Annotated in this window: 15 protein-coding genes and 1 pseudogene; 13 read left to right on the top strand and 3 right to left on the bottom strand. The window is 73.4% G+C overall.

Annotated features, from left to right (window positions below):
- Positions 1-23 precede the first annotated feature (23 nt).
- From IE245_RS25600 to IE245_RS25590, 3 genes and pseudogenes are all read left to right on the top strand, one after another.
- A pseudogene (locus IE245_RS25600) lies at positions 24-1,221 on the top strand (hypothetical protein).
- Positions 1,221-1,829: a hemerythrin domain-containing protein gene (locus IE245_RS25595; RefSeq protein ID WP_189951596.1), complete on the top strand. Its 609-nt coding sequence runs from the start codon at positions 1,221-1,223 to the stop codon at positions 1,827-1,829. Before IE245_RS25600 ends, IE245_RS25595 begins: the two are co-directional and overlap by 1 nt.
- Positions 1,830-2,428: 599 nt before the next feature.
- A complete protein-coding gene (locus IE245_RS25590; protein ID WP_189951594.1) occupies positions 2,429-2,905 on the top strand; it encodes an SPW repeat protein in 477 nt (158 codons plus the stop codon).
- Positions 2,906-2,933: 28 nt separating this feature from the next.
- On the opposite strand, the gene IE245_RS25585 is transcribed toward IE245_RS25590, so the two are convergent.
- Positions 2,934-3,755 carry a cytochrome c oxidase assembly protein gene (locus IE245_RS25585; protein WP_229851497.1) on the bottom strand — a complete coding sequence of 274 codons (822 nt, stop codon included), beginning with the start codon at positions 3,753-3,755 and terminating at the stop codon, positions 2,934-2,936.
- On the bottom strand, positions 3,752-4,240 hold the full coding sequence (locus tag IE245_RS37205) for a DUF2243 domain-containing protein (RefSeq protein WP_268256589.1): 489 nt from the start codon (positions 4,238-4,240) through the stop codon (positions 3,752-3,754). Before IE245_RS37205 ends, IE245_RS25585 begins: the two co-directional genes overlap by 4 nt.
- Positions 4,241-4,644: 404 nt before the next feature.
- On the opposite strand from IE245_RS37205, the gene IE245_RS25575 reads away from it, so the two are divergent.
- A complete protein-coding gene (locus IE245_RS25575; protein ID WP_189951590.1) occupies positions 4,645-5,046 on the top strand; it encodes a hypothetical protein in 402 nt (133 codons plus the stop codon).
- Between the two features lie 17 nt (positions 5,047-5,063).
- On the opposite strand, the gene IE245_RS25570 is transcribed toward IE245_RS25575, so the two are convergent.
- Positions 5,064-5,270, bottom strand: coding sequence for a hypothetical protein (locus IE245_RS25570; protein WP_189951588.1), 207 nt, complete (start codon positions 5,268-5,270; stop codon positions 5,064-5,066).
- A gap of 267 nt (positions 5,271-5,537) precedes the next feature.
- Here IE245_RS25570 and IE245_RS25565 point away from each other — a divergent pair, with 267 nt between their 5' ends.
- The 9 genes from IE245_RS25565 (at position 5,538) to IE245_RS25525 (ending at position 13,754) form a co-directional block, all read left to right on the top strand.
- Entirely contained in the window at positions 5,538-6,200 is a 663-nt protein-coding gene (locus IE245_RS25565) for a hydrolase (protein WP_189951586.1), read from the top strand.
- Between the two features lie 5 nt (positions 6,201-6,205).
- Positions 6,206-6,715: a DoxX family protein gene (locus IE245_RS25560; RefSeq protein WP_189951584.1), complete on the top strand. Its 510-nt coding sequence runs from the start codon at positions 6,206-6,208 to the stop codon at positions 6,713-6,715.
- Between the two features lie 93 nt (positions 6,716-6,808).
- Positions 6,809-7,387, top strand: a complete 579-nt coding sequence (locus IE245_RS25555) for a Dps family protein (protein ID WP_189951582.1) — start codon at positions 6,809-6,811, stop codon at positions 7,385-7,387.
- On the top strand, positions 7,387-8,811 hold the full coding sequence (locus IE245_RS25550) for a dihydrolipoyl dehydrogenase family protein (RefSeq protein WP_189951580.1): 1,425 nt from the start codon (positions 7,387-7,389) through the stop codon (positions 8,809-8,811). The genes IE245_RS25555 and IE245_RS25550 overlap by 1 nt, the downstream gene beginning before the upstream one ends.
- A 128-nt stretch (positions 8,812-8,939) precedes the next feature.
- A complete protein-coding gene (locus IE245_RS25545; RefSeq protein WP_189951579.1) occupies positions 8,940-9,770 on the top strand; it encodes an alpha/beta fold hydrolase in 831 nt (276 codons plus the stop codon).
- 47 nt (positions 9,771-9,817) lie between these two features.
- The gene (locus IE245_RS25540) at positions 9,818-10,771 is read left to right on the top strand and encodes an alpha/beta hydrolase (protein ID WP_189951577.1); all 954 of its coding nucleotides are present in this window, start codon (positions 9,818-9,820) and stop codon (positions 10,769-10,771) included.
- Positions 10,768-12,651: an amidohydrolase gene (locus IE245_RS25535; protein WP_189951575.1), complete on the top strand. Its 1,884-nt coding sequence runs from the start codon at positions 10,768-10,770 to the stop codon at positions 12,649-12,651. Before IE245_RS25540 ends, IE245_RS25535 begins: the two co-directional genes overlap by 4 nt.
- 101 nt (positions 12,652-12,752) lie before the next feature.
- Positions 12,753-13,394, top strand: a complete 642-nt coding sequence (locus tag IE245_RS25530) for a GPR1/FUN34/YaaH family transporter (RefSeq protein WP_229851496.1) — start codon at positions 12,753-12,755, stop codon at positions 13,392-13,394.
- A gap of 45 nt (positions 13,395-13,439) precedes the next feature.
- On the top strand, positions 13,440-13,754 hold the full coding sequence (locus IE245_RS25525) for a GNAT family N-acetyltransferase (protein WP_189951571.1): 315 nt from the start codon (positions 13,440-13,442) through the stop codon (positions 13,752-13,754).
- The last annotated feature ends 8 nt before the right edge of the window (positions 13,755-13,762 follow it).

The raw sequence follows: 13,762 nt of genomic DNA, 5'->3' as shown, positions 1-13,762 counted from the left end.
GCTGCCGGAAAGTCAGGTGCCGCATGACCTTCAACCCTCTGGAACAACGGGGAATCCCGCTGGACAAGCAGGTCCGCAGCTGGCGGGAGCTGAACGTCGCGCCGATCGACCCGGACGCCACCGACCCGTACACCCGCTGCCGGATCATCACCATGAACGGCATCGAGGTCGAGGCGGTCCTCTTCAGCCACCAGCTCGCCCGGAACACGGTCGATCCCGACGTGAAGCGGGGCCTGGCCGAGGTCCGGTACGTCGAGGCCCAGCAGCAGAAGGCGGTCAACTGGCTCCTGCCCGGGGTGTCGTCGGTACTGGAGACGACGATCGCGTACGAGCAGGTCGCCGTCGACCTCACCGCCTGGATCGCGCGGATGGAGCCGGACCCCTACCTCAAGCAGGCGTATCAGTTCGGCGTCCTGGAGGACTTCGACCACCTGTACCGGTACGCGAACCCGTACGAGATGATCGAGCACCGCAAGGCCGAGTCGATCGTCGACGGCCTGACGGAGGTCATGCCGGGCCGGCCGACCCGGATGCACCACCGCCACCCCTTCGACAACGTGCGCGACCCCTACGGCAAGGCCGCCACCGATCCGCTCTCCAAACTGCACGCGCTGACGGTGATGTCGGCGGAGCAGCAGACGATGAACTTCTACATGAACACCGGCCCCACCTACACGGAGCCGATCGCCCGCCGGCTCTACCAGGAGATCGGGCTGATCGAGGAGGAGCACGTCACCCACTACGAGTCCCTGGTGGACCCGGGGGAGACGTGGTGGGAGCAGCTGGTCAACCACGAGTACAACGAGTGCTACCTCTACTACTCCTTCATGGAGCAGGAGAGCCACCCCAAGGTGAAGGCGCTGTGGGAGCTGCACCTGAACATGGAGCTGGAGCACCTGCGGATCGCCTGCGACCTCATGCGCCGCCACGACGGCCGCGACCCCGAGGAGATCCTGCGCCCCGCAGTTGCCGAACGTCCTGACGTTCGAGCCGAACAAGGACTACCTGCGCGAGCTGCTCGCCACCCAGATCGACCTCACCACTCTCGGCGCCGGCTACGTCCGGGAGGCGCACGAGCGGTTCGAGCAGATGCAGCAACGCCTCCACGGCGGTGAGAAGCCGCCCAGCGACCGCGTCATCGACCAGCACCGCGAGATGTTCGAGCGGGACTACCGGCTGGAGACCGAAGGACCGCACCCCGTCGCATCGGAGCGCGCGTGATGGCCGGGGCAGGACGGGACGCCGTGGACGAGCAGGCCCAGGTGGGCGACCCGGCGGCCGCAGAGGACGTGGTGGCACTCCTGACGCGGCAGCACGGCCAGATCCACACCCTCTTCGACGAGGTCCGCACCACCGAGGGGGAAGCCCGGGCCGACGCGTTCCGGCGCCTGGTGCACCTGCCGGCCGTGCACGAGACCGCGGAGGAGGAAGTCGTCCACCCCAGCGCCCGGACCGCCTTCGACGGCGGGGCGGACGTGGTGGAGGAACGCCTCGCCGAGGAGAAGGCGGCGAAGGAGAAGCTGTCCGCGCTCGAGGACACGGACACCTCCGACCCCCGGTTCATGCCCGCGCTGCTGTCCCTCCGCGACGCGGTCCTCGCCCACGCCAGGTCGGAGGAACGCCACGAGTTCGCACTGCTGCGCCGCACCACCTCGCCCGCCCGGCTCGCCCTGATGGCCAAGGCCGTCCGGGCGGCGGAGGCGACGGCGCCCACCCATCCCCACCCCGGGGTCGAGAGCGCCACCGCCAACCTGATCCTCGGCCCCATGGCCGCCGTCGCCGACCGGGCGCGCGACGCCATCCGCCGCAGTATGGACGGAGGGGAGTGAGAGCGGCGAGGCGGACCCGGAAGCCGACCCCGTCCTGAGCCTTCGCCGCGTCCGAGGAGTACGCCGGACAGTCCGGCCCGGAGGTCTTCGTCGGAGTCGTGCGCTGTTCGCGGTCACCACTCGGGACGGACGTCGTGACCGTCGTCGGTGACGATGACGGCTCCCGCCTTCCGCGCGCAGCGCAGGGCGTGCGTCCCGTGTCGGCCACGGTGATCGGCGCGGTGGCCGGGGACCTTGCACGGAGCCGTCACTCTCCCCGCCACGCCATGACGTCGCCTGTCTCCCGCGAGGGACGGGCAGGCGTCCGGCCGGCCGTCGGCCGCAGCCCCGCTCCCGAGGTCCCGCCGGTCGTGTTCGTCGAGTTCGTGATCCTTCGCGCGGTCCTGCCGGGGCCGGCAGGGCCGCGTCGGCACCTGCGTGCTGGACGGCGAGGAGGTCCCGCGGGCGGCATGGGTGCGCCGCGCCGGGGACCGTCCGGCGGGGAGATTCGACCGTCACGCCCCGAGACGCCCCCACCCCGCGCTGAGATATTTGTCCCTCTTGTTCATTTATGTGGCATTTATGGGTAAGTGCTGGGTGAACGTCTTTCGGAGGTCATCATGGCGTCAACTCATCGTGCACCGATCGAAGAACACCCCGACCTGATGGAACTGCGCGCCCGGCACGACAGGGCCGCCGTCACCCCACGAGCGCAGATGATCGAAGCCCTCGCTCTGGTCACCGGCCTCTTCCTGGCCGCGTCCCCCTGGATCGTGGGCTTCAACGGCTTCACCACGCTGGCCGTCACCAACCTCATCGCCGGACTCGCCTACATGCTGCTCCTCGGCGGCCTCGGCACCTCGTACGAACGCACCCACTCCATGGCCTGGGCCGCGGCCGCCATCGGCATCTGGACCTGCGTCGCCCCGTGGGTCGTCGCGGGTGACGTGGCACGCACCCGCTCCATCACCACCAACCTCATCACGGGAGTCATCGCCACGCTCCTGGCTCTCGCCGCCGCATCCGCGGCGCGTGACCGGACCGACACCCGGGGCGGTTCCCGTGGCCGGCGGCACCCCGCGGCCGGAGACCACTGATCCATGACGGGAGACCGGACCCGGCCTGTCACACCGGGTCCGGGTCCGGCCGCGTCAGGCGCCGCCGGGCGCGGGCCCACGCCCGCCCCGTGACGGCGTACCACTCGACGGCCAGGACGAGGGCGAGCGCGAGCTCGGCCAGATCCCCGCTGTAGTACATGAGCCGCGCGCCCGCACGCAGGTCGGCGGGGGCGAAAGCGGTACCGGGCGGAGCCGCGGCGTACAGGCTCTTCGCGAGCACGGCGTGTGCGGTCCCGGCCGCGAGCAGCGCGCCACCACGAACGGCGATGCCGCCGCCCCGGTGCCGTACGGGGTCGAGCCGGCAGACGGCGAAGGCGAAGAGCAGACCGCCGGCCATGAGGTGGATCTGTACCACCGCGTGGAGGAGCGGCCGGTGCTGAGCCGCCGCGAACAGCGGCGTGCGGTACAGGAGCCACAGGCCGCCGGCGTCGAGCAGGGCGGCGACAGGAGGGAAGACCAGCACGGCGACGGGACGGGAGTGCCCCAGCGCCAGTACTCCCCGACGCCCGCGGCCCGGCGGCAGGCTGCGCAGCACCAGCGTGAGGGGGCGGGCGAGCACCAGCAGGAGCGGCGCCGCCATGCCGGTGAGCAGGTGAAGGGCCATATGCCTCGTGAACGGCCCGCCCGGCAGGGTCCCCAGAGCGGCCCAGGCGAGTGCGATCCCGCCGGCGCAGAAGGAGGCGTCCCGCCACCGGGGCCAGGCGTCGCCGCGGCGCCTGAGCCGGGCGGCTGCCATCCGGTACCCGGCGACGAACAGGAGCGCGGCCGCCGGGACGATCGTCCACAGGACAGCGGCGACCGGACCGGGGAGACCATGGGCGGGGGTCACGCCTCGTCGTCCCGTACCGACCGCCGACGGGCACGTACGGCGAGAGCGCAGCCGGTCAGCAGCACGACCGCCCCGAACGCGTTCCACCCCCAGTCGTAGGGGGTGACGTCCACGCCGTAGCGGATCTGATGCACGCGCAGCAGCTTGTGGTCCACGACGCCGTCGAACAGCTGGAAGCCGCCCGCGCCCAGAAGGAACCCGGCCCAGGCGTGGCCGGCGGACAGCGCGTCGCGCCGAAGCAGGTCGGCGAACAGGAAGAACCCCGTGACCAGCCCGAGGAGTTCCGCCGAGTGGAGCAGGCCGTCGGACAGGAGGCCCACCGCCGGGGTGGACCGGTCGTAGAAGTGGTGCCAGCCGAGCACCTGATGGAAGACGATCTCGTCCGACGCCGCCATGACGGCCGCCCCGACCAGTGCCCCCACCGCGATCGACCGGCGGTTCTCACGGCCGGGACCGGCTGCCTCCTCGGCCTCACGCCTCACCACGCCCCGCGCCGCCCCACTGCCCGCACGCGGTGGGACGGGGGCCGTGGCCGGCCCCCACGACGGCTTCCCGGTGCGTACCCCGCCACGCTCCACCTCCTGCTTTCCGGCCCGGATCGCACAGCCGCCCCGCGGCGGTTCCCGCAGCGCGGTGCGCCGGTGCCCGCCGCCGGGCAGCCGGTCCCTGTGAACGGGATACCTCCTGTGAGGTGCTCCGGGAACGGAAACCGCATCCGCACGGCCGATTCCCACCCGATCGGGGTGCTTGCGGGCGGAGGAGATCGCACGGGTGCGCTTGAGGAGCGGCGGCGCGGGCAGTCGCCCGTGTGCCGATCGCCCGTCCGGTCGGGGCGCGAGGGTCCTCCCGCGGCCGCACATCGATCACGCGTGAAGGGCCGGTGGGCAAGATGGAGACTCCCGGGTCCGTCGCCCGAGCGCAGGGCTGGTTCAACCTCGTGAGCGGGATGTGGCCCCTGGTCCACAGGCGCAGCTTCGAGGGGATCACCGGTCCGAAGGCCGACGTGTGGTTGCTGCAGACGGTCTCCGGGCTGCTCGTCGCCATCGGATGGGCTCAGATCCGCGGTGCCGGGACAGGAGCGGGGACGGCCCACGCGCGCCTGCTGGGCACCGGAACGGCCACCGCCCTGTTCGTGGTGGACGTCCGGTACGCCACCCCCGGACGCATCCGGCGGATCTATCTCCTCGATGCCGCGTTCCAGGCGCTGTGGCTGAGCGCCTGGTTCCGCAGCCGCCCCGGCGGCCGGTGCGCCGGCATCCGAGGGAAGCGGGCGTTTCCTCCCCGGCCATGACGGGCGGCCGTGCGTGGTCACCTTGGGAAGGCCACGGCGCCGCCCGGTTGCGCGCCGGCCCGGTGGGCGCCCGTCCAGCCGGTCGGCACCCAAGCCCGAGACGAACCGGGCACCGGCGCGGCTCCGGTGATCACGTCGTGGGGCAGCGCCACGGCGGAGACGCCGCCGGTTCCGTCGCGCGGACCGGTGAACTCGTCGGCGGTGGAGCGGCCGACGACCGTCATGCCGGGGAAACGGCCGCTCAGGACGGGGCGAGGCCGCCGGGGTCGTACGTGCGGGAAGCGAAGCGCGGCAGCGCGGTGCGCCGCGTCCGGCGAGGCCCCGGTTCGCGCCGGTGACGCCGACGGCTCTCGTCCTCGACCGGTTGTGCGCTGTCGTGCCAACCCCTGGGCGCAGGAGGTCAACTCGGTCGGCCGGGTCGCTCGTAGCGTGAAGAAGTGCCCCGCCGCGGACGCGGCGGGCGCGCCACCGATGGCTTCGAAAGGACCCCCATGTTCGACATCGACAAGGTGCAGGCCGCTCCGGGCAAGGACCTGCTCACCCCCGACAACTCGGTCATGCTCTTCGTGGACCACCAGCCGCAGATGTTCTTCGGCACCGGCAGCGGCGACCGTGCCGCCATCATCAACAGCACCGTGGGTCTCGCCAAGGCGGCTCGGGCGTTCGACGTTCCGGCCGTCCTGACCACGGTCGCCGCCGAGTCCTTCTCCGGCCCCCTGCTGCCCCAGCTCGCCGAGGTGTTCCCCGAGAACGAGGTCATCGACCGCACCACGATGAACGCCTGGGAGGACGAGGCCCTCGTCGCGGCGGTCAAGGCGACCGGGCGCAAGAAGATCGTCCTGTCGGGTCTGTGGACCGAGGTCTGCCTGGTGCTGCCCGCGCTCTCCGCGCTCGAGCAGGGCTACGAGGTCTACGTCGTGACCGACGCGTCCGGCGGCGTCAGCCCCGCCGCCCACGAGCACGCGCTGCAGCGGATGATCGCCGCCGGTGCCGTGCCGGTGACCTGGGTGCAGGTCCTCCTGGAGCTGCAGCGGGACTGGGCGCGCCAGGAGACGTACGGCGCGGTCATGGAGATCGTCAAGGCCCACGCGGGCGCGTACGGCCTGGGCGTCGTGTACGCGCAGAGCGTCATCGGCGCGCACGCGGCCGGCTGATCACCTTGGACACCGGCATTCTGATCCTGCGTCTGCTGGTGGGACTGCTCGTCGCCGGCCACGGGGTGCAGAAGGTCAGCTCGCACCTGGGCGGCAAGGGGCTGGAGGGCGGCACCGAGGAGTTCCGCGCCGACGGCTTCCGCGGCGGTGCCCTCACCGCCCTGGCGGCGGGCGGCGGTCAGATCGGATCGGGCCTGCTGCTCGCCTCCGGCCTCCTGACCCCGCTCGCCGCGACCGGCGCCATCGGCGTCATGACCGTCGCCCTCACCGTGAAGTGGCGCCACGGGCTGTGGGTGCAGAACGACGGATACGAGTACCCGCTCGTCCTCATCGGCATCGCCGCCGCCCTCGCCGCCACCGGCCCCGGCGCCTGGTCCCTCGACGCGGTTCTCGGGCTCTCGCCGTACCCGTCGTGGTGGGCGGCCCTCGCGCTCGTGGCCGGTCTCGGCAGCGGGCTCCTCACCCGGCTCGTCCTGCACCGGACTCCCGCCGCCCCGGCGATCGCCGAGCGCTGAGCGCGAGCACCCCCGACCGGGTCCGGCCGGCTGCGCACCCCCGACCGGGCGGCCGGGCCCCCGTACCCACTCCACCCCGCACAGGAGCACTCGATGGACACCCTCCCGAACCCGCACGGCGGCGGCCAGCCGCTGCTGCACCAGAAGGGCGCCGAGACCCAGGCGTTCGGCACGCTCAAGCAGCTGCCGATCGGCCTCGGTCACGACACCCGCATGTACGCCTGCCAGCGGCTGAACCGCGTCCTCGCCGACACGCAGATCCTCCACTCCCTCTACAAGAAGCACCACTGGCTCATGCGCGGGGCGACCTTCTACTCGCTCCACCTGATGCTGGACAAGCACGCGGAGGCCCAGCTGGCCCTCGTGGACGCGCTGGCCGAGCGGGTCCAGAGCCTCGGCGGCGTCGCCGTCGGAGACCCGCGCCACGTCGCCGAGCTGACGGCGATCCCCCGGCCGCCGGACGGCGTCGAGCCGGTGCCCGTCATGCTGTCGCGGCTCCTCGACGCGCACGAGCGGATCCTGATCGACGCCCGCGACGCCGCCGCCCGGCTCTCCGGGGAGGGCGACGAGGGCAGCGCCGACCTGCTCGTCTCCGACGTCGTCCGCACCGGCGAGGCGCAGGTGTGGTTCCTGGCCGAGCACCTCGTGGACACCCCCCTGGTGCACGGCTGATGGACACGTACGACGTCGTCGTGGTCGGCGGCGGGCCGGCCGGGGAGGTGGTCGCCGCCCGCGCCGCCGGGGCGGGGCTGACCGCCGTCGTCGTCGAGGCGGAGGCCGTCGGCGGCGAGTGCTCCTACCGTGCCTGCGTGCCGAGCAAGGCCCTGCTGCGTCCCGGCGCCGCCCGAGCGGACGCCCGGTCGGTGGACGGGGCCCGGCAGGCGGTCACGGCGGCGCTCGACCCGGCGCGTGTGCTGGCCCGCCGTGACCGCTTCACCGGGCGTGGTGACGACACCGGTCAGGCCGACTGGCTCGGCGGTGCGGGCGTCGCGCTCGTACGGGGGCACGGACGGCTCGCCGGTGAGCGCCGGGTGGAGGCGACCGGGGCCGACGGCACCGTCCGCACCCTGGAGGCCCGGCGCGCGGTCGTGGTCTGCACCGGCACGGAACCCGCCCTTCCGTCGGTCGAGGGGCTCGACCGGATCGGCGTCTGGACCAACCGGCAGGCCACCACCGCCGACGCGGTGCCCGCGCGGCTCGTCGTCATCGGCGGGGGAGTGGTGGCCTGCGAGATGGCCACCGCGTGGCGCTCGCTCGGCTCCTCCGTCACCCTGCTGGTCCGCGACCAGGCCCTGCTGACGGGCTGGGAGCCCTGCGCCGGCGAAGAGGTCACCCGGGGGCTGGGCGATCTGGGCGTCACGGTCCGCTTCGGGGTGTCGGCCGTCCGGGTCACGCGTGACGCCGGCACCCGCACGGTGACCGTGGACACCGACGACGGCACGACTCTCGTCTGCGACGAGGTCCTCGCCGCCGTCGGCAGGCGCCCGCGCACCGCGGACCTCGGCCTGGATTCCGTCGGACTGCCGGCGGGCGACTGGCTTCCGGTCGACGACACCTGTCGGGTCCTCGCGGTCGAGGGGGACTGGCTCTACGCCGTCGGCGACGTGAACCACCGTGCGCCGCTGACCCACATGGCCAAGTACCAGGCCCGCGCCTGCGCGGCGGCGATCGCCGAGCGAGCCGCGGGGCGCCCCGCCGACACCGGCGGACGGCAGCCGTGGAGCGCGGAGGCCGACCGCGTCGCCGTCCCGCAGGCCGTCTTCACCCGCCCCGAGGTCGCGAGCGTCGGGCTCACGGAACGCGCGGCACGCGAAGCGGGTCTCGCGGTGCGCGTGGTGGAGTACCGCATCGACGACGTCGCCGGTGCCGCGCTCCACGCGGACGACTACCGCGGCCTCGCGAAGCTCGTCGTCGACGAGGCCCGAGGGATCGTCGTCGGCTGCACGCTCACCGGTCCGATGGCGACCGAGCTCATCCACACGGCCACCGTGGCCATCGTGGGCGAGGTCCCCCTGGAGCGCCTGTGGCACGCCGTGCCCGCCTTCCCGACGGTGAGCGAGATCTGGCTCCGGCTCCTGGAGGCGTACGGCCTCTGAGGCCCGGTCCCTCCTCCCGCGCCGGGTCCCGACCGCCCGGCGCACCCCCTCCGCCCGGCCGGCGCATCCCCTCCCGCTCGACCGAGCACACCCGCACGCTTCACCACCCGACAAGGAATCACCCACCCATGCAGCTCACGAGGCGCACCCTCGCCCTCGCCGTGCCCGCCACGCTGGCCGCCCTGATCGGCGCCGCACCCGCCGCACCGGCGAGCCGTCCGGCGGCGGCCGACCTCCACCGGTACGACCCCAAGCCCACGATCGTCCTGGTCCACGGAGCGTTCGCGGACGCCTCCGGCTGGAGCGGCGCGATCCGGCGGCTGCAGCACGCCGGCTACCCCGTCCTGGCCCCCGCCAACCCGCTGCGCGGTCTTGCCGCGGACACCGCCTACCTGCGCGGCGTGCTGGCCGCCGTCGACGGGCCCGTCGTCCTGGTCGGCCACTCCTACGGTGGCGCCGTCATCAGTGGCGCCGCCGTGGGCAACACCCAGGTGAAGGCCCTCGTCTACATCGCCGCGTTCACCCCGGACAAGGGCGAGAGCGCGGCCGAGCTCGCCGCCAGGTTCCCCGGCTCCACCCTCGGCGACACGGTGAACCCGCAGTCGTACCCGCTGCCCGGCGGTGGCACCGGCACCGAACTCGTCATCGAACAGGGCAAGTTCCACCGGCAGTTCGCCGCCGACGTCCCCGCCTCCGACGCGGCCGTCATGGCCGCGACCCAGCGCCCGGTCGCCACCGCCGCGCTGGAGGAGAAGGCCGGGGAGGCGGCTTGGAAGACGACCCCGTCCTGGGCGCTGATCGCCACCGCCGACAAGAACATCCCGCCGGCCGCCGGACGGTGGATGGCCCGGCGTGCCGGCTCGCACATCACCGAAGTGGACGCGTCGCACGCCGTGGCCGTCTCCCGCCCCGCCGTGGTCACCCACGTGATCCTCGCCGCCGCGCGGGCGACCCGCTGACGCTCCGACCCGCCCCGTCCCGTACACCCCCAGAAGGAGAACCCCTCATGAAGAACCGACCGACCCTCGAACCCGCCGCCCAGGCCTTCGCCGACGCCACCGCCCGGCCGCCGTACCTCTACCAGATCCCCGTCGCGGACGGCCGCAAGGCCGTGGACGACGTCCAGAGCGGAGAAGGCGTCCAGCTGCCCGCCGTCGACGAGGAGTGGGTCACCGTCCACGGCGGCCCCACCGGCGACGTCCGCGCCCGGATCGTCCGCCCGCACGGCGCCACCGGCCCGCTCCCCGTCATCCTCTACCTCCACGGCGCCGGCTGGGTCTTCGGCAACGCGCACACCCACGACCGGCTCGTCCGCGAACTCGCCGTCGGCACCCGGGCGGCCGTGGTGTTCCCCGAGTACGACCTGTCGCCCGAGGCGCGCTATCCCGTCGCGATCGAGCAGAACTACGGCGTCGCCCAGTGGATCGCCCGGGAGGGCCACCACAAGGACCTCGACGGGACGCGGATCGCCGTCGCGGGCGACTCGGTCGGCGGGAACATGAGCGCCGCCCTCACCCTCATGGCCAAGCAGCGCGGCGACGTGACGCTCGTCCAGCAGGTCCTCTTCTACCCGGTCACCGACGCGTCCTTCGACACCGACTCGTACCACGAGTTCGCCGAGGGCTACTTCCTGCGCCGCGACGCCATGAAGTGGTTCTGGGACCAGTACACGACCGAAGAGGCCGAGCGCGCCCAGATCACCGCCTCGCCGCTGCGCGCCACCACCGAGCAGCTCACCGGCCTGCCGCCCGCCCTGGTCATCACGGCCGAGGCCGACGTCCTGCGCGACGAGGGCGAGGCGTACGCGGCGAAGCTCCGCGCCGCCGGAGTCCCCGTCACCGCCCTGCGGGTCCTGGGGGTCATCCACGACTTCGTGATGCTGAACGCGCTGCGCGACACGTGGGGCGCGGACCTCGCCGTCGACCTCGCCGTCGACACCCTGCGCAAGGCGCTGGCATGACGGCCGGCATGCCCGTCGCGGGCCTCGTCCCCGCCCCGCGCCGGGAACCCGCGCAGGCCGACCTCCTCGTCCGCAACGCGAAGGTGTTCACCGGCGACCCCGCCCGCCCCGAGGCCCGCGCCGTCGCGATCCGCGACGGCCGGGTCGCGGCCCTCGGCGACGACCACGACCTCGCCCGCCTCGTCGGGCCGGGAACGAAGGTCGTCGACGCGCTGGGCCGCCGGGTGGTCCCCGGGCTCAACGACTCGCACCTGCACGTCATCCGGGGCGGCCTGAACTACGTCCTGGAGCTGCGCTGGGACGGCGTGCGCAGCCTCCGGCACGCCCTGGCGATGCTGCGCGAGCAGGCCGGCCGCACCCCGAAGGGGCAGTGGATCCGGGTGGTGGGCGGCTGGACCGCCGAGCAGTTCGCCGAGCGCAGGATGCCGACCGTCGCCGAGCTGAACGCCGCCGCCCCCGACACCCCGGTCTTCGTCCTGCACCTGTACCAGTCGGCCCTGATGAACCGGGCCGCGGTGAAGGCCGCCGGGTTCACCCGGGAGACCCCCGATCCCAGGGGAGGGCAGATCGTACGGGGCCGGGACGGCGAACCCAACGGCGTCCTCCTCGCGGCGCCGAGCGCCCTCGTCCTGTACTCGACGCTGGCCAAGGCACCCGCCCTCGACGAGGCCGACAAGCGGACGTCGACGCGCCACTTCCTGCGCGAACTGAACCGCTTCGGGCTGACGTCCGCGGTCGACGCCGCCGGCGGGTTCCAGAACTTCCCCGACGACTACGCGACCGTCGTCGACCTCGCCGGGTCGGGCGAGTTGACCCTCCGGATCGCCTACCACCTCTTCCCGCAGACGGCGGGGCAGGAACTCGCCGACCTGAAGCGCTGGACCGAGACGGTCAAGCCCGGGGACGGGGACGAGTGGCTCCGGCTCAACGGCGCGGGCGAGAACCTGACCTGGGCCGCCGCCGACTTCGAGAACTTCTCCGAACCCCGCCCCGAACTCGGCGGCTACGAGCCGGAGTTCGAGCAGGCGGTCCGGCTCCTCCTGGAGAACGGCTGGGGCTTCCGGCTCCACGCGACCTACGACGAGACGATCCGCCGCGACCTGGCCGTCTTCGAGAAGCTCGCCGCGGAGGGACTCTTCCCCGGCGGCAACCGCTGGCTCTTCGACCACGCCGAGACCGTCTCGGCCGACAGCCTCGACCGGATCGCCGCCCTCGGCGGCGCCGTCTCGGTCCAGAACCGGATGTCCTTCCAGGGCGCCGTCTTCCTCGACCGGTACGGTGCCGAGGCCGCCGCCCACGCCCCGCCGGTCCGGGCCATGCTCGACCGGGGCCTGACCGTCGCCGCCGGCACCGACGCCACCCGCGTCTCCTCGTACAACCCGTGGGTCGCCCTCCACTGGCTGGTCACCGGGCGCACCGTCGGCGGCACCCGGCTCCACCCGGCCGGGACCCCGATCGACCGCGAGACCGCCCTCGGCCTCTACACCCGGGGCGGAGCGCGGCTCACCGGCGAGCAGGACGTCAAGGGAACCCTGCGGGAAGGCTCGTACGGCGACCTCGCGATCCTGTCCGACGACTACCTCACCGTGCCCGAGGAGGCCATCCCCGGCATCGAGTCGGTCCTCACCGTCGTCGGCGGCCGGATCGTCTACGCGACCGCGGAGTACGAGGGTCTCGACGAGGCCGTCCCACCGGTGAGTCCGGAGTGGAGCCCCGTGGCCCACTTCGGCGGCTACCGGTCGGGTCCGGGGGGCGCCCATCAGGCGTCGCTGGTGGCCGAGGCCGTCGCCGAGTCCGAGCAGCACCGCCGGTGGCGCGTCGCGCGCGGCTCCGTCCCCGGGACGACGCCGTCCTTCGTCGACCCCTGCTTCGACCACTGAAAGAGAGGCATCCGATGCCTGCCGCCTCCCCGGCCGCCGACGGCGACGCACAGGATCCGGCCGTGCCCCCGGGACGCCGTTTCGAGCCGGACCTCCGGTCGATGACACGGATCAACCTGCGCCCCATCGCCTCACCCATGCCGCTCGGTTTCTTCACGATCGCCATCGCCTCCGTGATGACGGGCTGCCTCCAGCTCGGGATCCTCGGCGAGGAGGCCCGTGCCGCCGTCGCCCTCACCGTGCTGCCGGCCTTCGTCCTCCAGCTCCTCGTCAGCTTCCTGGCCTTCGGTGCCCGCGACGTGATCGCGGCCACGCTGATGGCGGTGTTCGCCGGCAGCTGGCTGCCCTACTCGCTCATCATGCTCAGCGGCGCGGCCGACGGCCCGAAGGTCCTCGGCGTCCTCAACCTGGCGCTCCTCTGCTTCGGCGCGCTGATGACCGCCGTGACCGGGCCCAAACGGGCGCTGTGGCTGGTCCTCGTGGCCTCCCTGCCCCGCTGGGCGGCCACCGGCCTCGCCGGCGTCACCGGCGCCGAATGGCTGACGCGCACGTCCGGGGTGCTCGGCCTCGTGGTGGCGCTGGTCGCGATGTACACGGCGTTCGCCCTGATGCTCGAGGACATGCGCAGCGAGCAGGTCCTGCCCATCGGCCGCAGCGGCCCCGCCCACCTCGCCGTGGAGGGCGACCTCGCCGTCCAGCTCCGCAACCTGGAACGCCAGGCGGGCGTGCGCCGCACCCTCTGATCGCGGCCACCGACCCCGTCCCACCACGACCCCACAGGAGCGCGCATGGAACCCCGCGTGACCGACCGGCCCGAGAGGTCCCGGTACGAGATCCTCGCCGGCGACGCCGGCACCGAGACCGCCGGCTTCGCCGAGTACCACCTCTCGGACGGCGAGATCGCCTTCATCCACACCGAGATCGATCCCCGCTTCGGCGGCCGGGGCCTGGGCGGACTGCTCGCCCGCGGCGCCCTCGACGACGCCCGGGCCCGTGGGCTGCGCGTCCTGCCGTACTGCCCCTTCATCCGCGGCTGGATCGGCAAGCACCCCGGGTACGCCGACCTGGTGCCCGAGGGGCGCCGCGCCCGCTTCGGCCTGTGAACCGACCC

This window comes from Streptomyces roseolus (assembly GCF_014649855.1).
Lineage (GTDB): Bacteria > Actinomycetota > Actinomycetes > Streptomycetales > Streptomycetaceae > Streptomyces > Streptomyces roseolus.
This window is presented reverse-complemented; position numbering and strand designations above follow the sequence as displayed.